This is a genomic window from Mycobacterium zoologicum (genome assembly GCF_020181635.2).
Classification (GTDB): domain Bacteria; phylum Actinomycetota; class Actinomycetes; order Mycobacteriales; family Mycobacteriaceae; genus Mycobacterium; species Mycobacterium zoologicum.
In genome coordinates, this window is record NZ_JAYJJS010000030.1 from 16,306 (window position 1) to 42,168 (window position 25,863).

The 25,863-nt window shown below is 67.2% G+C and carries 25 protein-coding genes and 2 pseudogenes; 13 read left to right on the forward strand and 14 right to left on the reverse strand.

The annotated features are described in order from the left end of the window. Positions 1–7: 7 nt before the first annotated feature. The 4 genes from K6T84_RS19710 to K6T84_RS19725 all read right to left on the reverse strand — a co-directional run bounded on the left by K6T84_RS19710 (position 8) and on the right by K6T84_RS19725 (position 3,004). The gene (locus K6T84_RS19710; protein ID WP_224862928.1) at positions 8–850 is read right to left on the reverse strand and encodes an ABC transporter permease; all 843 of its coding nucleotides are present in this window, start codon (positions 848–850) and stop codon (positions 8–10) included. Then, on the reverse strand, positions 847–1,611 hold the full coding sequence (locus K6T84_RS19715) for an MlaE family ABC transporter permease (RefSeq protein ID WP_225400775.1): 765 nt from the start codon (positions 1,609–1,611) through the stop codon (positions 847–849). Before K6T84_RS19715 ends, K6T84_RS19710 begins: the two co-directional genes overlap by 4 nt. Positions 1,612–1,851: 240 nt before the next feature. After that, positions 1,852–2,763 carry a 3-oxoacyl-ACP reductase gene (locus K6T84_RS19720; protein WP_224862932.1) on the reverse strand — a complete coding sequence of 304 codons (912 nt, stop codon included), beginning with the start codon at positions 2,761–2,763 and terminating at the stop codon, positions 1,852–1,854. Positions 2,764–2,809: 46 nt separating this feature from the next. After that, the gene (locus K6T84_RS19725; RefSeq protein WP_224862934.1) at positions 2,810–3,004 is read right to left on the reverse strand and encodes a ferredoxin; all 195 of its coding nucleotides are present in this window, start codon (positions 3,002–3,004) and stop codon (positions 2,810–2,812) included. Between the two features lie 141 nt (positions 3,005–3,145). Here K6T84_RS19725 and K6T84_RS19730 point away from each other — a divergent pair, with 141 nt between their 5' ends. Next, positions 3,146–4,324, forward strand: a complete 1,179-nt coding sequence (locus tag K6T84_RS19730; RefSeq protein ID WP_224862936.1) for an acyl-CoA dehydrogenase — start codon at positions 3,146–3,148, stop codon at positions 4,322–4,324. 32 nt (positions 4,325–4,356) lie between these two features. Continuing rightward, positions 4,357–5,454 carry an acyl-CoA dehydrogenase family protein gene (locus tag K6T84_RS19735; RefSeq protein ID WP_224862938.1) on the forward strand — a complete coding sequence of 366 codons (1,098 nt, stop codon included), beginning with the start codon at positions 4,357–4,359 and terminating at the stop codon, positions 5,452–5,454. A 24-nt stretch (positions 5,455–5,478) separates the two neighbouring features. Here K6T84_RS19735 and K6T84_RS19740 read toward each other — a convergent pair. The 3 genes and pseudogenes from K6T84_RS19740 to K6T84_RS19750 form a co-directional block, all read right to left on the reverse strand. Further along, positions 5,479–6,378, reverse strand: a pseudogene (locus tag K6T84_RS19740) (NADH:flavin oxidoreductase); the annotation flags it as partial. A gap of 197 nt (positions 6,379–6,575) precedes the next feature. Further along, the gene (locus K6T84_RS19745) at positions 6,576–7,358 is read right to left on the reverse strand and encodes an IclR family transcriptional regulator (protein WP_224862942.1); all 783 of its coding nucleotides are present in this window, start codon (positions 7,356–7,358) and stop codon (positions 6,576–6,578) included. 9 nt (positions 7,359–7,367) lie between these two features. Next, positions 7,368–7,850 (reverse strand): nuclear transport factor 2 family protein, encoded by a 483-nt coding sequence (locus K6T84_RS19750; protein WP_225402066.1) that lies wholly within the window; start codon positions 7,848–7,850, stop codon positions 7,368–7,370. Between the two features lie 90 nt (positions 7,851–7,940). On the opposite strand from K6T84_RS19750, the gene K6T84_RS19755 reads away from it, so the two are divergent. The 4 genes from K6T84_RS19755 (at position 7,941) to fadD17 (ending at position 10,960) form a co-directional block, all read left to right on the forward strand. After that, entirely contained in the window at positions 7,941–8,732 is a 792-nt protein-coding gene (locus tag K6T84_RS19755; protein WP_224862944.1) for an SDR family NAD(P)-dependent oxidoreductase, read from the forward strand. Further along, positions 8,732–8,881 (forward strand): hypothetical protein, encoded by a 150-nt coding sequence (locus K6T84_RS19760; RefSeq protein WP_224862946.1) that lies wholly within the window; start codon positions 8,732–8,734, stop codon positions 8,879–8,881. Before K6T84_RS19755 ends, K6T84_RS19760 begins: the two co-directional genes overlap by 1 nt. Further along, on the forward strand, positions 8,878–9,369 hold the full coding sequence (locus K6T84_RS19765) for a nuclear transport factor 2 family protein (RefSeq protein WP_224862948.1): 492 nt from the start codon (positions 8,878–8,880) through the stop codon (positions 9,367–9,369). Before K6T84_RS19760 ends, K6T84_RS19765 begins: the two co-directional genes overlap by 4 nt. Before the next feature lie 73 nt (positions 9,370–9,442). Continuing rightward, the gene (gene fadD17 / locus K6T84_RS19770) at positions 9,443–10,960 is read left to right on the forward strand and encodes a long-chain-fatty-acid--CoA ligase FadD17 (RefSeq protein WP_225400776.1); all 1,518 of its coding nucleotides are present in this window, start codon (positions 9,443–9,445) and stop codon (positions 10,958–10,960) included. Between the two features lie 225 nt (positions 10,961–11,185). Here the strand turns inward: fadD17 and K6T84_RS19775 are convergent. Further along, positions 11,186–11,308, reverse strand: a pseudogene (locus K6T84_RS19775) (CopG family transcriptional regulator); the annotation flags it as partial. A gap of 80 nt (positions 11,309–11,388) precedes the next feature. Between K6T84_RS19775 and K6T84_RS19780 the strand changes: the two are divergent. Then, the gene (locus tag K6T84_RS19780) at positions 11,389–12,180 is read left to right on the forward strand and encodes a hypothetical protein (RefSeq protein ID WP_225400777.1); all 792 of its coding nucleotides are present in this window, start codon (positions 11,389–11,391) and stop codon (positions 12,178–12,180) included. A 50-nt stretch (positions 12,181–12,230) separates the two neighbouring features. Beyond that, positions 12,231–13,784, forward strand: a complete 1,554-nt coding sequence (locus K6T84_RS19785; RefSeq protein WP_224862954.1) for a succinic semialdehyde dehydrogenase — start codon at positions 12,231–12,233, stop codon at positions 13,782–13,784. Positions 13,785–13,787: 3 nt separating this feature from the next. On the opposite strand, the gene K6T84_RS19790 is transcribed toward K6T84_RS19785, so the two are convergent. Both K6T84_RS19790 and fadD19 read right to left on the reverse strand, forming a co-directional pair. Continuing rightward, positions 13,788–15,197, reverse strand: coding sequence for a WS/DGAT/MGAT family O-acyltransferase (locus K6T84_RS19790; protein WP_224862956.1), 1,410 nt, complete (start codon positions 15,195–15,197; stop codon positions 13,788–13,790). 56 nt (positions 15,198–15,253) lie between these two features. Next, positions 15,254–16,906, reverse strand: a complete 1,653-nt coding sequence (gene fadD19, locus K6T84_RS19795; protein ID WP_225400778.1) for a medium/long-chain-fatty-acid--CoA/3-oxocholest-4-en-26-oate--CoA ligase — start codon at positions 16,904–16,906, stop codon at positions 15,254–15,256. Between the two features lie 69 nt (positions 16,907–16,975). On the opposite strand from fadD19, the gene K6T84_RS19800 reads away from it, so the two are divergent. The 3 genes from K6T84_RS19800 to K6T84_RS19810 all read left to right on the forward strand — a co-directional run bounded on the left by K6T84_RS19800 (position 16,976) and on the right by K6T84_RS19810 (position 19,717). Continuing rightward, positions 16,976–17,776 (forward strand): crotonase/enoyl-CoA hydratase family protein, encoded by an 801-nt coding sequence (locus K6T84_RS19800; RefSeq protein ID WP_224862960.1) that lies wholly within the window; start codon positions 16,976–16,978, stop codon positions 17,774–17,776. Further along, positions 17,776–18,762, forward strand: coding sequence for an NAD-dependent epimerase/dehydratase family protein (locus K6T84_RS19805; RefSeq protein WP_224862961.1), 987 nt, complete (start codon positions 17,776–17,778; stop codon positions 18,760–18,762). The genes K6T84_RS19800 and K6T84_RS19805 overlap by 1 nt, the downstream gene beginning before the upstream one ends. Positions 18,763–18,841: 79 nt before the next feature. Beyond that, entirely contained in the window at positions 18,842–19,717 is an 876-nt protein-coding gene (locus K6T84_RS19810) for a type IV toxin-antitoxin system AbiEi family antitoxin (protein WP_224862963.1), read from the forward strand. Between the two features lie 31 nt (positions 19,718–19,748). On the opposite strand, the gene K6T84_RS19815 is transcribed toward K6T84_RS19810, so the two are convergent. Further along, complete coding sequence (locus K6T84_RS19815) at positions 19,749–20,966, reverse strand: cytochrome P450 (RefSeq protein WP_225402067.1); 1,218 nt, start codon at positions 20,964–20,966, stop codon at positions 19,749–19,751. Between the two features lie 40 nt (positions 20,967–21,006). Here K6T84_RS19815 and K6T84_RS19820 point away from each other — a divergent pair, with 40 nt between their 5' ends. Next, positions 21,007–21,735 carry an acetoacetate decarboxylase family protein gene (locus tag K6T84_RS19820; protein ID WP_225400779.1) on the forward strand — a complete coding sequence of 243 codons (729 nt, stop codon included), beginning with the start codon at positions 21,007–21,009 and terminating at the stop codon, positions 21,733–21,735. A 5-nt stretch (positions 21,736–21,740) separates the two neighbouring features. Here K6T84_RS19820 and K6T84_RS19825 read toward each other — a convergent pair whose 3' ends face one another. From K6T84_RS19825 to K6T84_RS19835, 3 genes are read right to left on the reverse strand one after another with little or no spacing between them, the layout of a single operon-like run. Then, on the reverse strand, positions 21,741–23,288 hold the full coding sequence (locus K6T84_RS19825; protein WP_225400780.1) for an acyl-CoA synthetase: 1,548 nt from the start codon (positions 23,286–23,288) through the stop codon (positions 21,741–21,743). Between the two features lie 21 nt (positions 23,289–23,309). Beyond that, entirely contained in the window at positions 23,310–23,741 is a 432-nt protein-coding gene (locus K6T84_RS19830; RefSeq protein WP_225400781.1) for a hypothetical protein, read from the reverse strand. 25 nt (positions 23,742–23,766) lie between these two features. Further along, positions 23,767–24,798, reverse strand: a complete 1,032-nt coding sequence (locus K6T84_RS19835; protein WP_225400782.1) for an LLM class F420-dependent oxidoreductase — start codon at positions 24,796–24,798, stop codon at positions 23,767–23,769. Positions 24,799–24,883: 85 nt separating this feature from the next. Here K6T84_RS19835 and K6T84_RS19840 point away from each other — a divergent pair, with 85 nt between their 5' ends. Further along, positions 24,884–25,861, forward strand: coding sequence for a Zn-ribbon domain-containing OB-fold protein (locus tag K6T84_RS19840; RefSeq protein ID WP_225402068.1), 978 nt, complete (start codon positions 24,884–24,886; stop codon positions 25,859–25,861). The last annotated feature ends 2 nt before the right edge of the window (positions 25,862–25,863 follow it).

The window sequence follows — 25,863 nt, forward strand, 5'->3', positions numbered from 1 at the left end:
TCCCTTGCTATCCCGAGAGGTTGAAGTTTCCGGACCCGCCGTAAACGGCAAGTGAGACGAACAACGTAATGACTACCACAACCACCAGCGACGTCCGCACCGCTTGACCGACCGCGATACCCACGCCCACCGGGCCGCCGGCCGCGTTGAAGCCGTAGTAGGTGTGCACCAGCATCACCGCGATCGACATGATGATCGCCTGCAGGAAGGACCACAGCAGGTCGGTCGGGATCAGGAAGGTGTCGAAGTAGTGGTCGTAGAGGCCTGGGGACTGCGAATTGATGAACACCGTGGTGGACCGGGCCGCGAAGAACGCCGCCAGCACCGACAGTGAGTACAGCGGAATGATCGCGATCAGACCCGCCACCAACCGGGTGGACACCAAGTAGGACACCGCGTGCACCGCCATCGATTCGACGGCGTCGATCTCCTCGGCGACCCGCATGGCGCCGAGCTGCGCGGTGGTGCCGGCGCCGATGGTGGCGGCCAGGGCGATCCCGGCCACCACGGGCGCCACGATCCGCACGTTGAGGAAGGCCGACAGGAAGCCGGTCAGGGCCTCGATGCCGATGTTGCCCAGCGATGAGAAGCCCTGCACCGCGATCACGCCGCCGGAAGCCAGGGTCAGGAAGGTGGCCACCCCGACCGTGCCGCCGATGATCGCCAGCGCGCCGGTGCCCATGGTGATCTCGGCGATCAGCCGGATCGTCTCCTTGCGGTACTTGGTCAGCGCGTTGGGGACAAAGCGGATCGATTCGGCGTAGAACAACGCCTGCTCGCCGAAGTTGTCGACGGCCTTGGGCAGCCCGCGGAACATCCGCCGAAACCGCAGCGTGGCGTCATAACTCATTTGACCAGCACCCGCACGCTGATCGCGGTCATGACGACGTTGATGACGAACAGGCAGATGAAGGCGTAGACGACGGTCTCGTTGACCGCGTTGCCGACGCCCTGCGGTCCGCCCTTGGCGGTCAGCCCGCGGTAGCAACCGATGAGTCCGGCGGCCGTACCGAACAGCAGCGCCTTGATCTCGGCCATGATCAATTCCCCGAGCCCGGTCAGCACGGTCAGCCCGTTGATGAACGCGCCGGGGTTCACGCCCTGCAGGAAGACGGAGAACACGTATCCGCCGGTAATGCCGATCGCGCACACCAGCCCGTTGAGCAGCAGCGCGACGAACGTCGACGCCAGCGCCCGCGGCACCACCAGCCGCTGGATCGGGTCGATGCCGAGCACGCGCATCGCATCGATCTCTTCGCGGATGGTGCGGGCGCCCAGGTCGGCACAGATGGCGGTGGCGCCGGCGCCGGCCACCACCAGCACGGTGACGACCGGACCCAGCTGGGTGATGGTGCCGAACGCGGTCCCGGCGCCGGACAGGTCGGCGGCGCCGATCTCGCGCAACAGGATGTTCAGCGTGAACGCCACCAGCACGGTGAACGGGATGGCAACCAGCAGGGTGGGCACCAGCGAGACCCGAGCGATCATCCAGGTCTGCTCGAGGAATTCCCGATACTGGAACGGCCGGCGGAACATCGCGCGGAACGTATCCAGCGTCATCTCGACGAAGCCGCCCACGGCCCGGGCAGGAACCGTGAGCTGTTCGATCAAGGCACGTCCTTCCCTCAGGTTGGGCAGCCTCGCCGCCGATGCTCGCAAGCTCTATCCGGACACGCCCCGTGATCGACGCTGAATCCAGCTTTTCCAGACATCGCTTGGCGTGAGCCGGATCATGCTAACTAGAACACGTTCTCAGTGTCAAAGGACACATTTCAACGAGACTGCCAAGATATTCTCGCTGTTCACAGGGTATTGTGACCCACATCTCCTGTAACGCGTTCTAACGTTGCCCTAATCGCCTGCCATCAGCTCCGAGGCTGAGAACGTCCGGCCCGGATCGCGACCGGCGAAGTAACCCGCCAGCGTGTCAGACAACCCGGCCGGGTCCCATGCCTGACCGTCGGCGCTGAATTTGCGTTCCACCGTCGGCGCCGCCATCAGCGTTACCTCAGGCCCGTAGACCACGAAGACCTGTCCGCTGACGGAGGCCGACGCCGGCGACGCGAGGAACCGGACCAGCGTCACCACATGCTCGGGCGATAGCGGGTCGATCTCGCCTTCGGCAACCTCGGCCGCACCGAACACGTCGGCTGTCATCGCGGTGCGGGCCCGCGGGCAGATCGCATTGGCGGTGACGCCGTAGCGGCTCAGCGCCCGGCTCGCCGACAGCGTCAGTGCGGTGATGCCCGCTTTGGCCGCACCGTAGTTGGCCTGCCCGACCGGACCCATCAGGCCGGCCTCCGAGGAAGTGTTGACGATCCGGCCATAAACCGTCCCGTCGGCGGATTCCTTACCCTTCTGCCGGAAGTAGGCGGCGGCATTGCGGGTCAGCAGGAAGTGTCCGCGCAGGTGCACCGCTATCACGGCGTCGAAGTCCTCGTCGGACATGTTGAACAGCATCCGGTCCCGGGTGATGCCGGCGTTGTTGACGACGATGTTCAACCCGCCCAGACCGTCGGCCGTGCTGACTAGGTCGTCGGCGGTGGACCGCTGGCTGATGTCACCCGCGACCGGCACGCCCTTACCGCCGGCCGCGGCGATTTCGTCGATCACGTCGGAGGACTCCAGCGCCGGCGCGATGTCGTTGACCACGACCGTCGCCCCGGAGCGGGCCAGCCCGATCGCCTCTGCCCGGCCCAACCCGGCGGCCGCGCCGGTGACCACCGCGACCTTTCCGGACAGATCGATCGAGTTGTCAGTCATCTACAGCGCTCCTTCATGAATACCTCTAGTTGTTGCCCGTGGCAGGCTAGTCGTCGACGCGGCGCAGCGCCGCCCGCGGGCATTCCGCGATGGCCTGCTCGGCGTGTGCTACGCGGTCGGCGGGCACCGGTGCGATCTTGACGACGGCCTGCTCATCGTCGTTCAGTTCGAACAGGTCGGGGTCGATTCCGACGCAAATCGCGTTGCCTTCGCAGCGATCCAGATCCACCTCAACTCGCATCACAATCTCCCTTAGATAATCGGCTGTTTCCACCCTACGATCCAACAGCTCGCGCACGCGACGGACTAGGGCTGTTGGACCCCGAGACTAGAACGTGTTACAACGAGCTGTCGCACAGAATCCTATCCGAAGGACGGTCCGATGCAGATCAGTTACACGCCCGCCCAAGAAGAGCTGCGGGCCGAACTGCGGTCCTATTTCACCACCCTGATGACGCCGGAGCGTCGTGAGGCACTGAGCTCCACGCAGGGCGAGTACGGCACCGGCAACGTTTATCGGGAGACCGTCGCCCAGATGGGCAAGGACGGCTGGCTGACGCTGAGCTGGCCGAAGGAGTACGGCGGCCAGGCGCGCTCCACCATGGAGCAGCTGATCTTCACCGACGAGGCCGCCATCGCCGGCGCCCCGGTGCCGTTCCTGACCATCAACAGCGTCGCGCCGACGATCATGGCGTTCGGCACCGAGGAGCAGAAGAAGTTCTTCCTGCCCAAGATCGCCGCCGGCGAACTGCACTTCGCGATCGGTTACTCCGAGCCGGGCGCCGGGACCGACCTGGCCGCGCTGCGCACCACCGCGGTGCGCGACGGCGACGACTACGTGATCAACGGCCAGAAGATGTGGACGTCGCTGATCGCCTACGCCGACTACGTGTGGCTGGCCGCGCGGACCAATCCGGAGGCCAAGAAGCACCGCGGCATCTCGATGCTGATCGTCCCCACCACCGCCGAAGGCTTCTCCTGGACGCCGGTGCACACCATGGCCGGGCCCGACACCAGCGCCACCTACTATCAGGACGTCCGGGTACCGGTGAGCAGCCTGGTCGGCGAGGAGAACGAGGGCTGGAAGCTGGTGACCAACCAGCTCAACCATGAGCGGGTCGCCCTGGTCTCGGCGCAGCCGATCTTCCTCGCCCTGGGCGAGGTGCGCGAGTGGGCGCAGAATACAAAGGACGCGCACGGCAACCGGATCATCGACTCGCAGTGGGTGCAGCTCAACCTGGCCCGGGTGCACGCTAAGGCCGAGGTCCTCAAGCTGATCAACTGGGAGCTCGCATCTGCCTCCGACACCACCCCTTCCCCGGCGGATGCCTCGGCGGCCAAGGTGTTCGGCACCGAACTGGCCACCGAGGCCTACCGGCTGCTGATGGAGGTGCTGGGCACCGCGGCCACCGTGCGCCAGGACTCCCCCGGAGCGCTGCTGCGCGGCCGCGTCGAGCGCATGCACCGGGCGTGTCTGATCCTGACCTTCGGCGGCGGCACCAACGAGGTGCAGCGCGACATCATCGGCATGGTCGCTCTCGGCCTGCCCCGCAATCGCTGATCTGACCATCCCATCTGGAGGGCGTAAAACTCATGGACTTCACCACCACCGAAGCGGCCCAAGACCTTTCCGGCCTGGTCGGGACCATCGTCGATGCGGTCTGCACCCCCGAACGCCAGCGCGAGCTGGACGGGTTCGAGCAGAGGTTCGACACCGACCTGTGGCGCAAGCTCGTCGACGCCGACGTCGTGTCCAGTGCGGCCGCTGAGTCACTCGGCGGCGGCGGATTCGGCGTGCTGGAACAGTCGGCGATCCTGACCGCCCTGGGCCGCCAGCTGGCCGCGGTGCCCTACTTGGACTCGGTGGTGCTGGGCTCCGGCGCGCTGGCGAAGTTCGGCTCCGCCGAGCTGCAGGAGACCTGGGGAGCTCCGGCGGTGGCCGGCAAGAAGATCCTGACCGCCGCCCTCGACGGTGACATGGGCGAGGGTCCGGTGCGGGCCGCGCCGTCCGGTGCGGGCTTCCGGCTGACCGGCAGCCGCACCCAGGTCGGATTCGCCCCGGCCGCCGACGCCTTCCTGGTGCCGGCCGAAACCGACTCCGGCACCAGTGTTTTCCTGGTAGCGGCAGGCGATCCCGGCGTGATCGTGACCGCGCTGCAGACCACCGGCCTGGGCAGTGTCGGGCACCTGGAGTTGTCCGGGGTCGAGCTGGAGGCTGGTCGGCTGGTCGGCGGTGCCGAGGTGCTCGACTACCTGACCACGCTGAACGCCCTGGGGTGCAGCGCCTACCAGTTGGGTGTGCTGGAGCGCGGCCTGATGCTGACGGCCGAATACGCCCGCGAGCGCGAGCAGTTCGACAAGCCGATCGGCAGCTTCCAGGCGGTGTCGCAGCGACTGGCCGACGCCTACATCGACGTCAAGGCGTTGCGGCTCACCCTGACCCAGGCGGCCTGGCGGGTCGGCGAAGGCCTGCCGGCCACCACCGACGTGGCCACCACCGCGTTCTGGGCCGCCGAGGCCGGGCACCGGGTGGCGCACAGCATCGTGCACATCCACGGCGGCGTCGGCATCGACATCGACCACCCGATCCACCGCTACTTCCTGGCCGCCAAGCAGACCGAGTTCGCGGTCGGTGGGGCCACCGGAGCGCTGCTGGCGATCGGCCGACAGCTGGCCGAGACCCCGGCCTGAGCAGCCCGCGCTCACAGGTCGGGTAGGCACGAACTGGCGGGCCGATTCGAGCATGTACAGATCTCGGTAGGGGTACTGGCCCATCATCTGCTTGCCGAACATCCGCACCCCGGCCTTCAGCGGCTGTGGCATCACCGCAGCGAACTCATCGACCGGCACATCGCCGCGAAACAGATACATCTGCCGCGAAACCGATGAGCCCTGGGTGAGTTCGATGGCGTCGAGATTCGCGTCTTGATCCAGCAGTTGCGCGGTGCGCAGCGATTCGGTCAGCCAGATGCTGCCGTGGATGCCGTCGTCCATGCTGATCTTGGCGATCACCGCGATCTTGTCGCCGACGGTTTCGCGGACCCGCTGGGCGATCTCACGGACGAACCGGCTGCGATTGTCGATACTGCCACCGTAGGAGTCCTTGCGCCGGTTGAGTTTCGGACTCAAAAAGGAGCTGGGCAGGTAGAGGTGGCCGAAGTGCAGTTCGACCGCGTCGAAGCCGGATTGCACGGCGACCTCGGCCGCTTCGCCGAACTGGTCGACGACCCGGGCGATCTCATCGGTGGTGATTCCCCGGCAGTACTGCAGGCTTGACGGGTTGAAGAACCTGCTCGGCGCCATCGGGGTGGCGCCGGTGAACTTCTTGGATGCCACCACCCCGGCGTGGCCCAACTGGGCGGAGGCCGCGGCGCCTCCGGAGTGCATGCTGTCGGTGAACTTGCGCAATCCCGGTATCGCCTTGGGGCTCATCAGGATCTGACCCGGAGCGCTGGCGCCCTCCGGCGCGACACAGCAGTAGGCCAGTGTCGTCATACCCACTCCGCCGTCGACGTAGCGGCGGTGAAACTCGATGAGTTCGTCGGTGACAAGGCCTTTCGGCGAGCGACCTTCGGAGGTGGCCGCTTTGATGTTGTGCGGGACCCCGCTGATCAGCCCGCCGTCGACGACGAACTCGGCACCGGTGGCGTACGAGGAGTCGTCGCTGGCCAGGAAGCACACGAACTTCGACAGTTCCTCGGGTTCGGCGGTCCGACCCAACGGGATCGCAACCAGAATACCGTTGCGGCGGTGAATGTTTCGGCGTCGTCGATGACCTACTCAGCCGAGCTCGGCCTGGTCAACCTGCCCGACTAGCGCAACACCTGCGACGTCCGGGCGGCCGCTTCGGCGACCAGCGGCACCACCCGTTCGATCGGCACCGAGTTCGCCGCACCAGCCAGGCAGATCGCTGCGACCGGGCCCTCGGCGCCGTGGACAGCCACCGCCACACTGGGCAGTTCCACCCCGACGAGCACGCGCGTCTGCGCACCGCGGTCGATCGAGATGCCGTGGGCCCGCCGGATGTGGGCCAGTTCGCGATGCAGGGTGCTCAGGTCCCAGCCCCCACCACCGCCGGAGCGCGTCAGCTGCCGGCCGAATCGGGCGTCGATCTCCTCCGGAGACATCCACGCAAGCATCGCCCGCCCGCCGGTGGTCAGGTAGGCCCGCTGCCGGGTGCCGACCCTGGAAGGCAAGGTCGCCGCGAAATGCCCGCCGATCTTGTCCAGATAGACCTCGTCGGTGCCCTCCAGCGCCGCAAGATGCACCACCAGCCCGGTGCGCAGATGAAGTTGGTGCAGGTGCTCCGCGGCCGCCTTGCGGATCTCGCCGTGCAGCCCATCCTGGCCGCCCAGGCCCAACGCCCGTGAACCCAGACAGTATTGGGCTCCGCGGTACTCCAGCCACTGCAGTCCGACCAGCTGCCGCAGGATGCGGTGGGTGGTCGACCTCGGCAGCCCGGTACGGGCGACGATCTCGTCCAGGTTCAGCCGTGCCGTCGGCCGCTGTTCGAAAGCGTCGAGGATCGAGGTCACCCGCTCCACCATCGAGGGCGGAGCCAACTCTTGGCCCTGAGTGCCGGAGAGCCTGGACATTCCTCGAATTTAACAGTGCAGCGCATCCCCCGGCGTCACCTTGAAACCGGGGACGCTCGACAGCGGCATGGTGGCGTCGTACGTGCGCTGGTAGCCGGTGTCGCTGATCTTCCAGCCGTCGGAGGTGCGGCGGTAGGAGTCGTGGTAGAACGCGGCACCGATCAACATCAGGTCATAGTCGGGCATGATCACCCGGTCCTGCAGGTACCAGATGCCCGATGCGGTGTCGGGTCCGGTCAGGGTGATCTCCGGATGGCTGACCCGGTGTTCGCTGAGCACGTTGATCGGCAGCGAGGACCGCATGAAGTCCACCAACGAGTCGCGGTCGGTGAACTTGTGCTCGGTGCCCATCGACTTGCCGTAGTCGGCGGTGACGTCCTCGGCCAGCGTTACGGCGAAGTCGGCCCAGTGCTTGGTGTCCAGCGCCCGCAGATAGCGATATTTGACCTGCTTGATGGCTTCGATGTCCTCAAGATCACTCACGCCGTCCATTGCAGCACACCGGCCCACCGCGGCGGGGGCGTATCTCATCCAGCGAGATGACGCGCGCGCGAGACCACCTCAGGGGTGAGGATGTTCGGCGTGACTGATCTTTCGAACTACGGGCCGTGGGCCGTGATCGCTGGCGGGTCCGAGGGTGTCGGCGCCGAATTCGCCCACCTGCTCGCCGCCGCCGGCATCAACCTGGTACTCGTCGCACGCAAGCCCGGACCGCTGGAAGTCACCGCCGCGAACTGTCGTGGCCACGGAGTCGAAGTGCGCACGCTGGCAGCCGATCTCACCGACGGCGCCGCTGTCGACCGGCTGATCGAGACGACCGCCGAGCTCACCGTCGGCCTGTTGATCTACAACGCCGGAGCCAATACCTGCAGCGAGGAGTTCCTCGACGGGACGTTATCCGACTTCGCATCGGTGATCGACCTGAACATCACCACCTTGCTCAGACTGGTCCAGCACTACGGCCGCGCCATGCGAGAACGCCGCGGAGGCGGCATCCTGATGGTCGGGTCGATGGCCGGATACCTGGGCTCGGTGCGCCACACCATCTACGGCGGGGTGAAGGCGTTCGGCCGGATCTTCGCCGAAGGGCTCTGGCTGGAGCTGCGTGAGCACAACGTCCACGTGCTGGAACTGGTGTTGGGGGTGACCCGCACCCCGGCCATGGCGCGGGTCGGGCTGAACTTCGACGTGCCCGGCATGAATGTCGCCGAGCCCGCCGACGTCGCCCGCGAAGGTCTCGAGCAGCTGCCGCACGGGCCGGTGTTCGTCGCCGGCGGCAACGGCGCCGACGTGGAGCGCCGCAACGACCCGGACCGGGCCAAGGTGGTACTGGGCACCCATCGCTTCATGCAGAAGCTGATGGGAGAAAGCTAGTGCGGCTGGGGCTTTCGACCCCGGTGGCGGTTCAGACCCCCGGCACGGCGTCGGCGTGGGAGAACGGTGCGGGCATCGTCGGCCACTACTGCGACCAGTTGGCGGCCCTGCGGTCGCTGGCCGACACCATCGAACAGGAGGATGCATGATCGACCGACTCGCAGAACTGGAGGCCCGGCTGGCCCGGATCGAGGACGAACGCGCCATCGAGCGCATGATCGCCTCCTATGGCCCACTGGCGGATGCCGGTGAAGCCGAGGCGACGGCGCAGCTGTGGGCAGTCGACGGCGCCTACGAGGTGGAGGGCTGGTCGATGAACAGCCGCGCCGACGTCGCCGCGATGGTGCGTTCCGACGCCCACCAGGGCTTGATCGCCGGCGGCAGCGCACATTTCCTCGGCCCGGCCGTGGTGACCGTGGACGCCGACGACGCCGTGGCGGTCTGTGAATCGCTCATGGTGGTGCGGCACGACAAGAAGTACTTGGTGGCGCGCGCCGGGGTGCACCACTTCCAACTGTGCCGGCTCGACGGCCGCTGGCAGATCATCCGGCGGATCAGCCGGACCCTGGACGGCGATGCAGAGGCACGCCGGCTCCTGGCGGCCGGTGTCGCCGGCCTGAACGGAGGCGGCCGATGAGGCTCGACGGCAAGGTTGCAATCGACGGCGGCAGCATCAAGCTGCGCTGACAGCGCTGCCCTAGTCTGACGCTATGTCGACACCGGTGTTACCCGACGCGACCGTCAATGTCACCGATCTACTGGCCCCTCTGGCGGAGGTCGATGACCGCGGCGTGTATTTCGAGGACTCGTTCGTCAGCTGGCGAGACCACATCGCGGCGGGGGCGGCGCTGGGAGCCGCGTTGCGCGCACGTCTCGACCCAGACAAGCCCCCGCACGTCGGCGTACTGCTGGGCAACACCCCGTTCTTCTCGACGGTGCTGGTGGCCGCGGCGCTGACCGGGCTGGTTCCGGTGGGTTTGAACCCCACCCGGCGCGGTGAAGCGTTGCAGCGCGACGTGGACCACGCCGACTGCCAGCTGGTACTCACCGACAACACCGCCGGGGTGGATGTCGTCGGCGCAATCGATGTCGAGTCATCTTCGTGGGCCGAGGAATTGGCCCGCTATGCCGGGACGCCGGTGGTGTTCCGCAAGGCCGACCCGGACGAGCTGTTCATGCTGATCTTCACCTCCGGAACCAGCGGCGACCCGAAGGCGGTGCGCTGCACGCAGTGGAAGGCAGCCTTCCCCGGGGCGCTGCTGTCGCAGCGGTTCGGGCTGGGACCCTCGGATGTCTGCTACCTGTCGATGCCGCTGTTCCACTCCAACGCGGTGATGGCGGGCTGGTCGGTGGCGGTGGCCGCGCGCGCGTCGATCGCGTTGCGGCGCAAATTCTCCGCGTCCGGATTCTTTCCCGACGTGCGACGATTCGGGGCCACCTACGCCAACTACGTCGGCAAGCCGTTGTCGTATGTGCTGGCCACCCCGCCGCAGCCCGATGACGCCGACAACCCACTGCGGGTCCTGTACGGCAACGAGGGTGCGCCACGGGATCTGGAGCGGTTCGCGCAGCGGTTCGGCTGCACTGTGGTCGACGCGTTCGGCTCCACAGAGGGCGGCGTGGCGATCGCGCGCACCCCCGACACCCCGGCCGGCGCGCTGGGCCCACTGGTCGACGGGAACGCGATCATCGACGTCGACACCGGCGAGCTCTGCCCGCCCGGGGTGGTGGGCGAACTGGTGAATACCAGTGGGCGCGGCCAGTTCCGGGGCTACTACCGCGATCCCGACGCCGAGGCGCAGCGGATGGCCGGCGGCATCTACCACACCGGTGATCTGGCCTACCGCGACGAGGCCGGCTTCGCGTACTTCGCCGGCCGGTTGGGCGATTGGATGCGGGTGGACGGCGAGAACCTCGGGACCGCACCGATCGAGCGAATCCTGCTGCGGCATAATGATGTTGCCCACGTCGCTGTCTATCCGATCCCGGATCCGGCAGTGGGCGATCAGGTGATGGCGGCGCTGGTCCTGGCCGGCGGGGCGACATTCGACGCCGACGGCTTCCGCGCCTTCCTTGCCGAGCAGCCCGACCTGGGACCCAAGCAGTGGCCGTCGTACGTGCGGGTGACTGAAGAGTTGCCGCGCACCGAGACGTTCAAGGTGCTCAAGCGCGTGCTGTCCGCCGAGGGCACCGAATGCGCCGACCCGGTGTTCCGAATTCCCCGGTAGCCCAGGACGCCGGACGAGCGGATCACGATCTGGTGCGAAGCGGGTGATCACGGTACGTTTACTTGGTCCGCAGCAGCGTCGCGCAGGAGCTGTCTTTGATCTGGGACGTAAGTATCGGGTAGCGCATTTCGGTACCGGACGCTGACTGCGTCACCTAACTTCGCCGCGATATCGGGGCGCGCATCAGTCGATTCGGAACGGCCCGCCTCGTCATGCCCGCCGGGGCCGATTCAGCAACGCCTGGCGTGCCAGGTCGGAGAGCACGGCGCCGACGGTTCGCCGTTCCCGGCCGGCTCGTTCTTTTGCGGCCAGCAGCACTTCCTCGTCAATCGACAAGGTGGTGCGCATACATCAGGTGTTAGTGCATCACATGCGACACGGCCGGCTCTATCCACAGCCCTGGCCAGCCGGAGCGCAATACTGAACCAATGCCTGCTCGCCGAGTGCTCGTCGCGGCCCTGGCCGCCATCCTGATCCTGGCCTCGCCTGTTTCGCCGTCCTCCCCCGCCTCCGCCGAACCGCTGCAGGCCTCGTTCGCGCAGCTGGCAGGCACCATTCCCGCCACCATCGGCATCGCCTACGCGCCCGTCGGACAGAATGCGGCAGGCACGCTGGGCACCCTGCAGAACGGCGTCGCCTGGTCGACCATCAAGGTGCCGCTGTCCATCGCCGCGATCCACGCCAACGTCCCCAACGCCCAGGATCTGGCCGCCAAGGCCGTCACCGCCTCCGACAACGATGCCGCCGAGAAGCTGTGGTCCGAGCTCGGGCCTGCCCCGCAGGCCGCCCAGCAGGTGCAGGCCGTGCTGCGGGCCGGCGGCGACAGCGGCACGGCGGTCGAATCCCGGCGGCTGCGACCGGAGTTCAGCGCATTCGGCCAGACCCAGTGGCCGCTGGCCCGCCAGGCTGTGTTCGCCGCACATCTGCCGTGTCTGGGCGTGGCCGCACCCGTCTACCGCCTGATGAACAACACCGTTACGGATCAGCGCTGGGGTCTGGCCGCCCTTGGTGTCCCCACCAAGGGCGGCTGGGGCCCCGGACCAAGCGGCGGATATCTGGTGCGGCAGTTCGGCGTCGTCCGCGGCCCCCAGGGCGACATCGGGGTCGCGCTGGCCGCCGAACCGAATAACGGCAGCTTCGACGCCGGGGTGGCAGCGCTGAATCAGATGACCCAATGGCTGTCCGCCAATGCCGCCGCCCTACCCGGTGGCCACTGCTAGCGGGTAGGTTGGCCGGTAACGCCCTTGTTACCCGCGAGTAGGAGGCCGCCATGCCCGCCCCATCCGCCACCGACTTCGACCGACTGCGCCAGCTGGTCGCCATCGACAACATGGACAGCCGCCCGGTTCGGTCCATCGACGAGGTCTTCACCGGCAAGGAACTGACGACAATCCCGATCGGCACCGCCGACGACGTGACGGCGGCCTTCGTCAAAGCGCGTACCGCACAGGCTCGGTGGGCCGCCCGCAGCGTCAAGGACCGCGCCGCCATCATCGAGCGCTACCGCGACCTGGTGATCGCCAACCGAGACTTCCTGATGGACGTCTGTCAGGCCGAGACCGGCAAGGCCCGCTCGGCGGCCCAGGAGGAGATCCTCGACATCATGCTCAACGCGCGCTACTACGCGCGCAGCGCCGCCAAACTGCTGGCCCCCAAGCGGGTCGCTGGCCTGCTTCCGGGCATCGTCAAGACCGTCGTCAACCACCATCCCAAGGGCGTCATCGGGGTGATATCGCCATGGAACTACCCGATGACACTGTCTATTTCGGACTCCATCCCCGCATTGCTGGCGGGCAACGCGGTGGTCATCAAGCCGGACAGCCAGACGCCCTACTGCACGCTGGCCAACGCCGAACTGCTGTATCAGGCGGGCCTGCCACGCGACGTGTTCGCGGTGGTGCCCGGCCAGGGCTCAGTGGTGGGCACCGCGATCGTGAACCAGTGCGACTACCTGATGTTCACCGGCTCCAGCGCCACCGGGCGCACCCTGGCCGAACAGTGCGGTTCCCGGCTGATCGGCTTCTCCGCGGAGCTCGGCGGCAAGAACCCGATGATCGTTACCAAGGGCGCCAACCTCTCCGAGGTCGCCAAGGCCGCCACCCGCGCGTGTTTCTCCAACGCCGGCCAGCTGTGCATCTCGATCGAGCGGATCTACGTCGAGCGCGAGGTCGCCGACGAGTTCGCCGCGAAGTTCGCCGAGCAGGTAAAGGCCATGAAGCTCTCCGCGGTCTACGACTTCAACGCCGACATGGGCAGCCTGATCTCCGAAGACCAGATCAAGGCCGTGTCCAACCACGTCGATGACGCGAAGGCCAAGGGCGCCAAGGTGATTGCCGGCGGAAACGCCCGCCCGGACATCGGGCCGCTGTTCTACGAGCCGACGGTGCTCACCGACGTCACCGACGAGATGGAGTGCGGCCGCAACGAGACGTTCGGCCCGCTGGTGTCCATCTACCCGGTCGACAGCGTCGAAGAGGCCATCACGAAGGCCAACGACACCGAATACGGGCTCAACGCCAGCGTGTGGGCGGCCAGCAAGTCCCAGGGCGAGGCGATCGCCGCGCGCATCAAGTCCGGCACCGTCAACGTCGACGAGGGTTACGCGCTGGCCTTCGGCAGCGTCGCCGCACCGATGGGCGGCATGAAGGCCTCCGGGGTGGGGCGCCGCCACGGTGCGGACGGGATCCTCAAGTACACCGAGTCGCAAACGGTCTCCACCGCCCGGGTCCTGAATCTCGATCCGCCGCTGGGGATTTCCGGCCCGCTGTGGCAGAAGCTGCTGACCCCGATGATCCGCGCAATCCAGGCGTTGCCGGGCCGGTAGCGCTCAGCGTCGGCCGGTCCGGGCCTTCCCGCGGTCGATGTCGCGTTCCAACTCCGCCAGCGCCGGCTCGATCGCGTCGGCCATCTTGTAGATGTCGTCGGCGACTTCGGGCGTGGTGACGAAGCCGAAGTCGAGGTGATCGCGGTAGGAGAAGCAGGTGATGTTCAGCGCCACGTCCATCACCGGCGGCCCCAGTGGCACCAGCGATTCCAATTCCGCGCCAGCCATGTAGATCGGAATCGGCGGCCCCGGAACGTTGGAGACCACGAGGTTGATCGGAGCCAGCCGATTCGACAGGCCGGTCGCGGTGTAAGCCCGCGCCGCGAGCTGCAGCAGCCCGGGCGGGGTGGTGTCGGTCAGCCCCATGATCTGGTGCGCCGACAGCGCCTTGGCCATCTGCTTGGCGCTCTGGGTGCTGGCGTGAATGGTCTTGAGCCGCTGGGCCGCTGACTCGATATCGGTGGCCAGCGAAGCCGTCATCGAACTGACCTTGTTGCCGACCTCGCCCTGACTCTCCTCGGTACGGGTCGACACCGGGATCTGGGCGACCAGCGGCTTGTCGGGCAGCTCACCGCGCTTGCTCAGATAGTCGCGAACGGCACCGGCGACCATGGCCAGCACCACGTCGTTGAGTTTGACGTCGTAGGCGTCCTTGACGGCCTTGATCCGGGCGAGTTCGACCCGGCACGCGGTGATCCGCCGGTGCGGCGAGACACTGGCGTTGAACCGGGTCACCGGCGCATCGAAGAAACGCGGCGGTTTGCGGGTCACGCCCATGGCGGCGATCTGCTGGCGGACGGTCTGCTGAAGCAGCCGGCCGATACGGTACGGCGTCATCACCGCGACGTTGAGAAGTTCCTCGATCGCGCGGCGCTCGAAGCTGGGCAAGCCGATTCCGGACAACGAACGAACCGACTCCGGTTGCGGCGGGCGAGGTTCCGGCGTGATGTCGAACATGATCTCGGCCAGTCCCGCCCCCGACACCCCGTCGATGATCGCGTGGTGCATCTTCGTCAGGGTCGCGATCCGGCCGCCCGCGACCCCCTCGATCACCCACAGCTCCCAGAGCGGCCGGGACCGGTCCAGTTTGTAGGACATCAACCGGCCCACCAGCTCCTCGACCTCGCGTCGCCCGCCCGGGGCGGGCACCCCGATGCGCCGCAGGTGGAAGTCGATGTCGAGTTCGTCGTCCTCAACGAACCACGGCCGGTCCAGGCCCAGCGGAGCCGGGCTGACCCGCCAGCGCAGCTGCGGCAACTGCGGCAGTCGCTCGATCAGCAGCTGGCGGACCAGCTCGAAGCTGTAGTTGGGCGCGTTGCTCGGATCCAAGATCGCCAGGCCGCCGATGTGCATGTGCCAGCCCGCCGTTTCGGCCGACCAGAACGCCGCATCCACTCCCGAAAGTCGCTGCATCGACCGAGATTAGCTCAGGCGACGGACCGCCGGGTGTAGCTCGCCGTTAAAAACGGCTAACTGTCAGCCACCACATGCTTGGCGTGCACCTCGTCGGCCGGCCGCGCTTCGGTCTGCTCCTTGGCCCAACGGTAGTCGGGTTTGCCAGCCGGGGAGCGCTTCACCTCGTCGACGAACCAAAGGCTGCGCGGCACCTTGTAGCCGGCGATCTCGGTGCGGGCGCAGGCGTTGATCTCGTCCAACGACGGGCGGGCGCCCGCCCGTGCCTGCACCACCGCGGCGACGTGCTGGCCGTAGCGCGGGTCGGGCACGCCGACGACCAGGGCGTCGAACACGTCCGGGTGGGTCTTGAGTGCGGCCTCGACCTCTTCGGGGTAGATCTTCTCGCCACCGGAGTTGATCGACACCGAGCCGCGGCCCAGCATCGTGACGCTGCCGTCGGCCTCGACCTGCGCGAAGTCGCCGGGAATGGCGTAGCGCACCCCGTTGATGGTGCGGAACGTCTCGGCGGTCTTCTTCTCGTCCTTGTAGTAGCCGACCGGGATGTGGCCGCGCTTGGCGATGATGCCCCGCACGCCCGAACCGGGCTCGACCTCGTTGCCGTCCTCGTCGAGCACCACGGTGGTCTTGTCGATGGTGACCCGCGGCCCGCCGGTGTGTGCTTCGCCCTTGGCGACGATGCTGGTGCCGCCGAAGCCGGTCTCGGAAGACCCGATGGAGTCGGTGATGATCCGGTTGGGCAGCAACTCCAGCAGCTTCTCCTTGATGCTCGGGCTGAACAGCGCCGCGGTCGAGGCCAGCAGGAACAGCGACGACAGGTCGTATTCTTCGCCTGCATCCTGGTGCGCCAACAGCGCGTCCAGCAGCGGGCGGGCCATCGCGTCGCCGGTGAAGAACAGCAGGTTGACCTTGTGGTCGTGAATGGTGCGCCACACCGCGTCAGCATCGAATTCCGGTGCCAGCACAACGGTTTGGCCACTGAACAGCGACATCCAGGTCGCCGACTGGGTGGCGCCGTGGATCATCGGCGGGATCGGGTGGCGGATCATCCCCGGGTTGGCGGCCGCGGCCTTGGCCAGGTCGTACTCGTCGGCGACCGGCTCACCGGTGGCGAAGTCGGTGCCGCCGAACAAGACTCGGTAAATGTCCTCGTGGCGCCACATCACACCTTTGGGGAACCCGGTGGTGCCGCCGGTGTAGAGCAGGTAGATGTCATCGGCACTGCGTGGTCCGAAGTCGCGCTCGGGTGAGCTCTGCGCCAGCGCCGACTCGAACTCCACGCCGCCGTAACGCTGGTAGTCCAGATCACTGCCGTCCTCGACCACCAGGATGGTCTTCACCTTCGGGGTGTCGGGAAGCACGTTGGCGACCCGGTCGGCGTACTGACGTTCGTGTACCAGCGCGACCATGTCTGAGTTGTCGAACAGGTAGCGCAGCTCTCCCTCGACGTAGCGGAAGTTGACGTTGACCAGAATCGCGCCGGCTTTGACGATGCCGAGCATCGCGACGACGATCTCGTTGCGATTCCGGCAGTAGAGGCCGACCTTGTCATCCTTCTTGACGCCCTGGTCGATCAGGTAATGGGCGAGCCGGTTGGCCTTCTCCTCCAGCTGCGCGTAGGTCAGCTGGTCGCCACCACAGATAAGGGCAACCCGATCCGGTACGGCGTCGATGGCGTGTTCGGCGAGATCCGCAATGTTGAGAGCCACACCACACAAACTAGAACGTGTTACATTTCGATTTCAAGTCGAGGCCCCATACCGGAAAGGCGGTCGCCGGTGAGCGAGTCGTCAGAACAGCCCCACGCCCTCGTTGAGCAGCGCGGACACACCCTGATCCTGACGCTGAACCGGCCCGAGGCCCGCAACGCGTTGTCCGGCGAAATGCTGGCGATCATGGTCGAAGCCTGGGACCGGGTGGACAACGACGACGAGATCCGCTCGTGCATCCTGACCGGCGCCGGAGGCTATTTCTGCGCCGGCATGGACCTCAAAGCCGCCAACAAGAAGGCGCCCGGCGACTCCTTCAAAGACGGCAGCTACGACCCGTCACGAATCGACGGACTGCTCAAGGGCCGGCGCCTCACCAAACCGTTGATCGCCGCGGTGGAGGGACCCGCGATCGCCGGGGGCACCGAGATCCTGCAGGGCACCGACATCCGCATCGCCGGTGAGAGCGCCAAGTTCGGCATCTCCGAGGCGAAGTGGAGCCTGTACCCGATGGGTGGCTCCGCGGTGCGGCTGGTGCGCCAGATTCCCTACACGATGGCGTGTGACCTCTTGTTCACCGGCCGCCACATCACCGCCGCCGAAGCCCTGTCAATGGGCCTGATCGGGCACCTGGTGCCGGACGGCCAGGCGCTGACCAAGGCGCTGGAGATCGCCGAGCAGATCAATAACAACGGTCCGCTGGCGGTGCAGGCGATGCTGCGCACCATTCACGAGACCGAGGGCATGCACGAAAACGAGGCGTTCAAGCTCGACACCCAGATCGGGATCAAGGTGTTCTTGAGCGAGGACGCCAAAGAAGGCCCGCGGGCGTTCGCCGAGAAGCGCAAGCCCGAGTTCAAGAACCGCTGATGCAAATCGCAGTCACCGGCGGCACCGGCTACCTCGGCGCGCACACCGTCAAGACCCTGCTGGAAGCCGGACATTCGGTGCGGCTGATGGTCGCCCCGGGGTGCGGCGACGAACCGGTCATTCCCCGGCTGCAGGAGTTGGGCGCGGTCGAGGTGCTCGACGGCGACATCCGCGACAACGGGGTGGTGGCCGCGCTGCTGGACGGCTGCGACGCGGTGCTGCACGCCGCCGGCGTGGTCGGCACCAACGACCGCCACGAGAAACTGATGTGGGACATCAACGCCTACGCCACCGAGTCGATCCTGACCCGCGCCGTCGCGGCGGGCCTGGACCCGGTGGTCTCGGTCAGCTCCTACAGTGCGCTGTTCCCGCCGCCGAACGGTGTGATCGGCCCCGATTCCCCGACCGTGCCGGGTCGCAGCGCCTACGCCCGCACCAAGGCCTACGGCGAGCGGGTGGCCCGCCGACTGCAGGACGAGGGTGCACCGGTGGTGGTCACCTACCCCTCCAGCGTTGTGGGGCCCGCGTTTTGGACCGCACCCGGCGTCACCGAACGCGGCTGGGTACCGATCGTGAAGTATCGGGTGGCGCCGATCGTGCGCGGCGGCATGGCCATGGTCGACGTCCGCGACATCGGCCGGGTGCACGAGGCGCTGATGCGGCCCGGCCGCGGCCCGCACCGCTACCTGTGCGGCGGGATCATGGTGAGCTTCGACGAGATGATCGCGGCCGTGGAGCAGGGGTTGGGCAAGCCGGTGCGCCGAATCCGGGTGGCCCCCAGTGTGTTCCGCGGGATCGGGCGGGTGAGTGATTTGGCCAGCCGGCTGCTGCCGCTGCCCGAGTCGCTGAGCTACGAGGCGGCCTGGCTGCTGACCTCGGCCACCCCGACCGATGACTCGGCCACCCTGGCGGATCTGGACCTGAAGTGGAGTTCGCCGACCGACGCAATTGTCGAGTCGCTGGGGGTCTCGTCGCCGAACGTGTAATCAGCCCGATTTTTCGGGCTCTTTTTCGGTCTGAGTACACGCTCGGCGGCTTGTCGGTGGTCGTTGGCAGACTCCCGTCATGAGACAGCCATTTATCGGCAGCGAAGCCGTCGCCGCAGGGCGGCTGACCAAATATGCGTTGAGCAGTCGGTTCACCTCGGTCCACCACGACGTGTACCTGCCGCGCGGCACCCGGCCCACCGCCGTGCTGCGGGCCAAAGCCGCGTGGCTGTGGTCACGACGGCGCGGCGTCGTCGCGGGCCAGTCGGCCGCCGCCCTGCACGGCGCGAAATGGGTCGACGATCGCGCGCCGGCCGAGTTGCTCTACGACTGCCGGCGTCCGCCCCGGGGCGTGACGACCTGGTCGGACCGATTCGAGGACGACGAAGTCCAGCTGATCGCGGGCATGCGGGTCACCACCCCAGCACGCACCGCGTTGGACCTGGCCTGCCGGTACCCGGTCTGGAAGGCCGTCGCGGCCATCGACGCGCTGGCCCGCGCAACGCGCCTCAAGATGGCCGACGTCGAATTACTGGCCGACCGGTATCCGGGCCGGCGCAACATCCGGCGAGCCCGCATCGCGCTGTCACTCGTCGACGCCGGAGCCGAGTCGCCGCGAGAGTCTCGGCTGCGGCTGTCGTTGATCAACGCGGGTTTTCCGCCTCCGCAGACCCAGATCCCGGTCTACGACGAGTGGGGGCAGCTCGTTGCGGTACTGGACATGGGTTGGGAGGACATCAAAGTCGGCGTCGACTATGAAGGTGATCACCATCGAACTACCCGCGGGGCATTCAACAAGGGCATCAGGCGTCACGAAACAGTGACCGGGCTTGGCTGGATCGACATCCGGGTCACTGTCGAAGACACCGAAGCCGGGATCATCAGTCGGGTTGCTGCTGCCCGCGCTCGCCGAACGTGTACTGGGACCGAGAATCCGGCGACTTTTCCGGTCTGATTAGACGTTCGGCGGGGGCAGTTAAATGCTCCTAGCCCAGCACCCTCGCCGTCGGCGTGAACACCACCGGCATCGCCTCCGGGCCGCTGACGAAGTTCGCCGGCCGCAGCGGCACCTCCGCCCCGTCGGCCAGCCGCAGGTCCGGCAGCCGTTTCAGCACCCGCTCGGTCATCAGCGAAAGCTCCAGGCGGGCAAGCTGATTGCCCATACAGAAGTGGGTGCCGAAGCCGAACGCAAGGTGGCTGTTGGGATTGCGCCGAATGTCGAAGCGCTCCGGATCCTCGAACACCGCCTCATCGAAGTTCGCCGCTTCGAACAGCAGCATGATCTTCTCACCCTGCTTGAGCTCGGTGCCGTAGAACTCGGTGTCGGCGGTCAACGTGCGGCACATGTTCTTCACCGGCGAGGTCCAGCGCAGCATCTCCTCGATGGCCCCGGGCAACAGGCTCGAGTCCGCGCGAAGCTGGTCCCACTGATCGCGGTGGCGCATCAATTCCCCGGTGCCCCCCGACAGCGTGTGGCGGGTGGTCTCGTCGCCGCCGATCAGGATCAACAGGGTCTCGAAGATGATCTCGTCGTCGGTCATCACAGCGCCGTCCACCTCGGCGTTGACCAGGACCGAGAACAGGTCGTCGGTCGGGTCGGCCCGACGTTTGACGATGATCTCCCGGGTGAACTCCGTCCAGCCGGCGAACGCCTCCATGACGGCCTGAAACGTCGCCGACTCCGGGTCCAGGTGTGAGCTCTGCCCGGCCACCAGGTCGTCGGACCACTTCAGCAACTTCGACCGATCCTCGGGCAGCACACCGAGCATGTCGCCGATCACCGCCATCGGCAGCGGCGCGGCGATGTCGCGGACGAAGTCGCACTCACCGCGCTCGCACACCGCGTCGATCAGCGCGTCGCACAGGTCGCCGATGGAGGGCAGCTGGGCGTGCACACGCTTGCGGGTGAAGCCGGCGTTGACCAGTTTGCGGCGCACCAGGTGCTCCGGGTCGTCCATGTCGATCATGTAGGGCATGCCCGGCTGATCCGGCCGGATGCCGCCGGTGCTGGAGAACAGCTCGGCGTTGCGCTCGGCGTCGATCACCGCGGCATAGCTGGCCGCGGCGGCCTGCCCGTTGCGGTCCCGGAACACCGGCTCATGCGCGCGCATCCACTGGTAGGCAGCCCGTGCGCCACCGTCTGAGTAGAACGTGCCGTCGGTCAGGTCGACGTCGGGCCTCGTCGTCGGCTGGGCTTGCGCCATTACCTCGGTCATCGGCATCCTCCGGATTACAGTGGGCGTCATGGCCCTTTCGCAGCACACCATCGCTGGCACTGTGCTTACCATGCCCGTCCGCGTCCGTCAGGCAGATGTGCATTCCGCCATGTTCGCGGTCGCGGCGGACGCCGCGCAGGCGATGATCGACTACAGCGGACTGCAGGTCTTCCAGCACCGGCCGGGGCAGGCCGTGGTCAACCTGATGCTGGCCCGCTACATCGACGGCGACCTCGGCCGGTATCACGAATTCGGCACCGCGGTGATGATCAACCCGCCGGGGTCGACGACCAGCGGCTGGCGGGCGCTCGGCGATGCCGGGGCTTTCATCCACCACCTGCCGGTTAATCAGGAGTTCACGCTCGAGGCCGGGCGCACCATCTGGGGATTCCCTAAGATCATGGCGGACTTCACCGTTCGCGACGGCCGACGACTGGGTTTCGACGTGGCCGCCGACGGCGAGCACATCGCCACAATGGAGTTCGGGCGCGGATTGCCGGTTCCCGGCCTGTTCACCTCAAAGCCGCGGACGCTCATAGCATTCAGCCACCTCGACGGTGTCACCCGGCAAATCCCTTGGGGCATGAAGATTTCCGGGGTTCGCGGGGCGCTGGGCGGCACCAAGTTGACGCTGGGCAGCCACCCGTACGCCCGCGAGCTGGCCGCGCTGGGGTTGCCGAAGCGGCCGATGATGTCGTCGATCGTGGGCCACGTCGACATGACGTTCGGCGACGCCGAGGTGATCGGCGCGGGGTGACGGCCCTAAATCTTCGCGCCCCGCCCCTCCCAGTACGGGTCCCGCAATTTCCGCTTGTAGAGCTTCCCGTTGGGGTCGCGCGGCATCTCGACGATGTAGTCAATTGACTTGGGCAGCTTGAACTTCGCGAGCCGCGCGGCGGCGTACTCCATCAGCTCGGCGGTCAGCAGTTCATCCCCGACCACGCCGTCAGCCGGTTGCACGACGGCCTTGATCGCCTCGCCCCAGTCCTCGTCGGGCACGCCGAACACCGCGACGTCGAGCACCTTGGGGTGCATGATCAGCTCGTTCTCGATCTCGGCCGGGTAGACGTTGACTCCGCCGGAGATGATCATGTTGGTCTTGCGGTCCTGCAGGAACAGGTAGCCGTCCTCGTCGAGGTAGCCGACGTCACCGACGGTGAACAGATCCCCCGCGCGGTTCTCCTCGGTCTTCTTGTCGTCGTTGTGATAGGCGAAGCTCGATCCGCCCATCTGCATATAGACGGTGCCGACCTCACCGGCCGGAAGCTCGTTGCCGTCGTCGTCGAGCACCTTGACAGTCGAGTACGGCCAGGCCTTGCCGACCGAACCGGGGTGGGCGAGCCACTCGGCGCCGCTGATCTTGGTGCCGCCGCCCTCGGTGGCCGCGTAGTACTCGGTGATCACCGGCCCCCACCAGTCGAGCATCTGCCGCTTGACCTCGGGCGGGCACGGCGCCGCACCGTGAACGATGTTGCGCAGCGAGGACATGTCGTAGCGGGCGCGCACCTCGGCGGGCAGCGCCAACAGCCGCCGGAATTGGGTGGGCACCATGTGGCTGTGGGTGACCTTGTGCTCGGCGATCAGGCGCAGATTCTCCTCGGGGTCCCACTTGTCCATCAGCACCACCTTGTGGCCGAGCTGGACGGAGATGGCCGAAAAGTTCAGCACCGCAGTGTGATACAGCGGCGAGCCGCAGATGTGCACATGGTTGTCGAATGGTGCCAGGTCATAGAGCGCGAAGAAGCCGGCCGCGGCGACGGGCACGGCGTCGGGGTCGGCTCCGGTCAGCGGACGCTTGACGCCCTTGGGCTTGCCGGTGGTGCCGGAGGTGTAGAGCATGGCCGCGCCCATGGTGCGGACGTCGGGCCGGCCCTGCTCACCGGCGCCCAGCTCCGACAGCGGGACGAAGCCGTCGATCGAGCCGACGGCGAACCGCCGCTCGGCGGCCAGGCCGGCCTCATCGGCGGCGATCCGTGACGCTTCAGCGAACCGTTCATGGGCGACGAGGGCTTTGGCGCCGCTGTCGGCCAGGATGTAGCCGATCTCCGGGCCGGTCAGGTGCCAGTTGATCGCCACGATGTACAGCCCGGTCTGCATGGCGGCGAAGTACACCGCCAGGGTGTCGACGATGTTGGGCAGCACCATCACCAGCACGTCGCCGGGCTCCAGGCCCAGCGCCTGCAGGCCGCGACCGTAGCGGTCGGCGCGGGCGGCCAGTTCCGCGTAGGTCAGCTGACCCCCCAGCACGTCGACCACCGCAACGGCGTCGGGGGTGTCACGGGCGATGTTCCACAGACCGGCTTCGCTCATCCGGTCAATCTAGAACGTGTTCTAGTTCTCTCGCAAGGCCAGCGCATCGGCGCGGATCGCACGCAGCATGTAGTTGGTTGCCACGACGTGTAGTCGGGTGCCGATCACCAGGGCACGGTAGGCGCGGCCATGGAGTCCGGGGAACGCCGCGTAGCTGCGCGCGCGCAACAGCGTCGCGCCACCGGGATCATCGCTGAGCTCGAAGACCAGTCGATACCGCGAGAACCGATGCCGCCCGACCAGACTGATGCGCCGCTGCTCGATGCTCTCGGCAACCGCGAACCCCGCCCGGGGCTGCAGGCCGAGCGGCACCAGCAGCGGATTGCGCTTGACGCTGCTCAGCAACGACGTCGTGTACCGCTGCAGCGCAGCCCATACCGGCTCTCGCGGTGCGTCGACACGCACCACGTGCTCATCGATGTAGGGCAGTTCCTCGTCCATGCCGACGTCCATGGCGCTCGAGTACCCCCGCGCGCCGCTAGATAAGCGACGCCAGCTGCTGCACCTGGGCGGTGTCGCGTGCGGTGACGACCATCATCGTCACCCCGGCGGCCTCCCACACCTTGATCTGCTTACGCACGTAGTCGATGTCGCCGACGATCACGGCGTCGTCGACCAGCTCGTCGGGGATGATCTCGCCAGCCTTGTCCTTCTGTCCGCTACGGAACAGCTTGGTGACGTCGTCGACGACCTCGGAGTACCCCATCCGCCGGTATACCTCGGCGTGGAAGTTGGTGTCCTCCGAGCCCATGCCGCCCATGTAAAGCGCCAGGTAGGGCTTGATTCCGGCGAATGCGGCGGCGCGATCGTCGGTGATGACCACCTGTGCCGTCGCGCAGATCTCGAAGGTCTCGCGGGTCTGCCGCGCCCCGGGCCGTGCGAAGCCCTCATCCAGCCATTCGTTGTACATGTCGGCCAGCCGCGGGGCGTAGAAGATCGGCAGCCAGCCGTCGGCGATCTCGGCGGCCAGCGCGATGTTCTTGGGGCCCTCGGCGCCCAGCATCACCGGGATGTCGGCCCGCAGCGGGTGCACGATCGGCTTCAAGGCCTTGCCCAGCCCGGTGGTGCCGTCACCCGACAGCGGCAGCGGGTAGTGCGGGCCGGCGCTGGTCACCGGGGCCTCGCGGGCCCAGACCTGGCGCAGGATGTCGATGTATTCCCGGGTGCGCGCCAGCGGCTTGCCGAACTTCTGCCCGTACCAGCCTTCGACGACCTGCGGGCCGGACACGCCCAGACCCAGGATGTGCCGACCGCCGGAGAGGTGGTCCAGCGTCAGCGCGGCCATCGCACACGCGGTCGGGGTACGCGCGCTCAGCTGCACCACCGAGGTGCCCAGCCGCACCCGAGACGTCGACGACCCCCACCACGCCAGCGGCGTGTAGGCATCCGAGCCCCAGGCCTCGGCGGTGAAGACGGCGTCGAAGCCGGAGTCCTCTGCCGCTACCACCAGTTCGGCGTGGTTGGTCGGCGGCTGCGCGGCCCAATACCCCAGTTGCAGTCCCAGCTTCATCGCCTGATTTCCTTCCGCCTTCTTGCCCAGATTCCTAGAACCTGTTCTACTCGATGCCGTGACCGTCAGCGAACACCGCTCCGCCCTGACAGAACCGCCAGAACCGCCGTTGTCCGCTCCGCTGGGGCTGTCCTTCGACTACACCCGTTCGACGGGACCGGTGCTTGGCCAGTTCTTCACCGCCCTGCGTGAGCGCCGCATCGTCGGCGTCCGCGGTTCCGACGGTCGGGTGTACGTGCCGCCCGCCGAATACGACCCGGTCAGCTACGAACAGCTCACCGAGATCGTACCGGTGGCCAGTGTGGGCACCGTGGTGTCCTGGTCCTGGCAGCCGGACCCCCTGGAGGGCCAGCCGCTGCAGACCCCGTTCGCCTACGCACTGATCACACTCGACGGCGCCGATGTGCCGCTTTTGCACGCGGTCGCCGCGGACGGCCCGGGCGCGATCAGCGTGGGCACCCGGGTGCACGCGCACTGGGCCGACGAGCCGAAAGGCGCGATCACCGACATCGCCTACTTCGAGATCGGTGAGGACCCCGAACCGGTCGAAGCGGGTACGGACGATCGCGACCCGGTGACGATGGTGATCACCCCGATCGCGTTGGAGATCCAGCACAGCGCCTCGCACCCGGAGAGCGCTTACCTGCGTGCGATCAAGGAGGGCAAGCTGTTGGGGGCGCGCACCCTCAGCGAGAGCGGCGAGGCCGGCAAGGTGTACTTCCCCGCCCGCGAGGCCGACCCGGCCACCGGCCAGCAGCTCACCGACTACGTCGAGTTGCCCGACGTAGGCATCATCACCACGTTCGCGATCATCAACATCCCGTTCCAGGGACAGAAGATCAAGCCGCCGTACGTGGCTGCCTACGTGCTGCTCGACGGCGCCGACATCCCCTTCCTGACACTGGTTTCCGAGATCGACGCCCACGACGTCCGGATGGGCATGCGGGTGCGCGCCGTGTGGAAGCCCCGCGAGGAATGGACCTACGGCATGGAGAACATCGAGTACTTCGCACCGACCGGGGAACCGGACGCCGAGTACGACACCTACAAGCACCACCTGTAAGG

Excerpts from the sequence above, each read along its gene's own strand:
- K6T84_RS19710 (WP_224862928.1), bottom strand. The coding sequence starts at position 850 with ATGAGTTATGACGCCACGCTGCGGTTTCGGCGGATGTTCCGCGGGCTG.
- K6T84_RS19720 (WP_224862932.1), bottom strand. The coding sequence starts at position 2,763 with ATGACTGACAACTCGATCGATCTGTCCGGAAAGGTCGCGGTGGTCACC.
- K6T84_RS19725 (WP_224862934.1), bottom strand. The coding sequence starts at position 3,004 with ATGCGAGTTGAGGTGGATCTGGATCGCTGCGAAGGCAACGCGATTTGC.
- K6T84_RS19730 (WP_224862936.1), top strand. The coding sequence starts at position 3,146 with ATGCAGATCAGTTACACGCCCGCCCAAGAAGAGCTGCGGGCCGAACTG.
- K6T84_RS19735 (WP_224862938.1), top strand. The coding sequence starts at position 4,357 with ATGGACTTCACCACCACCGAAGCGGCCCAAGACCTTTCCGGCCTGGTC.
- K6T84_RS19745 (WP_224862942.1), bottom strand. The coding sequence starts at position 7,358 with ATGTCCAGGCTCTCCGGCACTCAGGGCCAAGAGTTGGCTCCGCCCTCG.
- K6T84_RS19750 (WP_225402066.1), bottom strand. The coding sequence starts at position 7,850 with ATGGACGGCGTGAGTGATCTTGAGGACATCGAAGCCATCAAGCAGGTC.
- K6T84_RS19765 (WP_224862948.1), top strand. The coding sequence starts at position 8,878 with ATGATCGACCGACTCGCAGAACTGGAGGCCCGGCTGGCCCGGATCGAG.
- fadD17 (WP_225400776.1), top strand. The coding sequence starts at position 9,443 with ATGTCGACACCGGTGTTACCCGACGCGACCGTCAATGTCACCGATCTA.
- K6T84_RS19780 (WP_225400777.1), top strand. The coding sequence starts at position 11,389 with ATGCCTGCTCGCCGAGTGCTCGTCGCGGCCCTGGCCGCCATCCTGATC.
- K6T84_RS19785 (WP_224862954.1), top strand. The coding sequence starts at position 12,231 with ATGCCCGCCCCATCCGCCACCGACTTCGACCGACTGCGCCAGCTGGTC.
- K6T84_RS19790 (WP_224862956.1), bottom strand. The coding sequence starts at position 15,197 with ATGCAGCGACTTTCGGGAGTGGATGCGGCGTTCTGGTCGGCCGAAACG.
- K6T84_RS19805 (WP_224862961.1), top strand. The coding sequence starts at position 17,776 with ATGCAAATCGCAGTCACCGGCGGCACCGGCTACCTCGGCGCGCACACC.
- K6T84_RS19810 (WP_224862963.1), top strand. The coding sequence starts at position 18,842 with ATGAGACAGCCATTTATCGGCAGCGAAGCCGTCGCCGCAGGGCGGCTG.
- K6T84_RS19815 (WP_225402067.1), bottom strand. The coding sequence starts at position 20,966 with ATGGCGCAAGCCCAGCCGACGACGAGGCCCGACGTCGACCTGACCGAC.
- K6T84_RS19820 (WP_225400779.1), top strand. The coding sequence starts at position 21,007 with ATGGCCCTTTCGCAGCACACCATCGCTGGCACTGTGCTTACCATGCCC.
- K6T84_RS19825 (WP_225400780.1), bottom strand. The coding sequence starts at position 23,288 with ATGAGCGAAGCCGGTCTGTGGAACATCGCCCGTGACACCCCCGACGCC.
- K6T84_RS19830 (WP_225400781.1), bottom strand. The coding sequence starts at position 23,741 with ATGGACGTCGGCATGGACGAGGAACTGCCCTACATCGATGAGCACGTG.
- K6T84_RS19835 (WP_225400782.1), bottom strand. The coding sequence starts at position 24,798 with ATGAAGCTGGGACTGCAACTGGGGTATTGGGCCGCGCAGCCGCCGACC.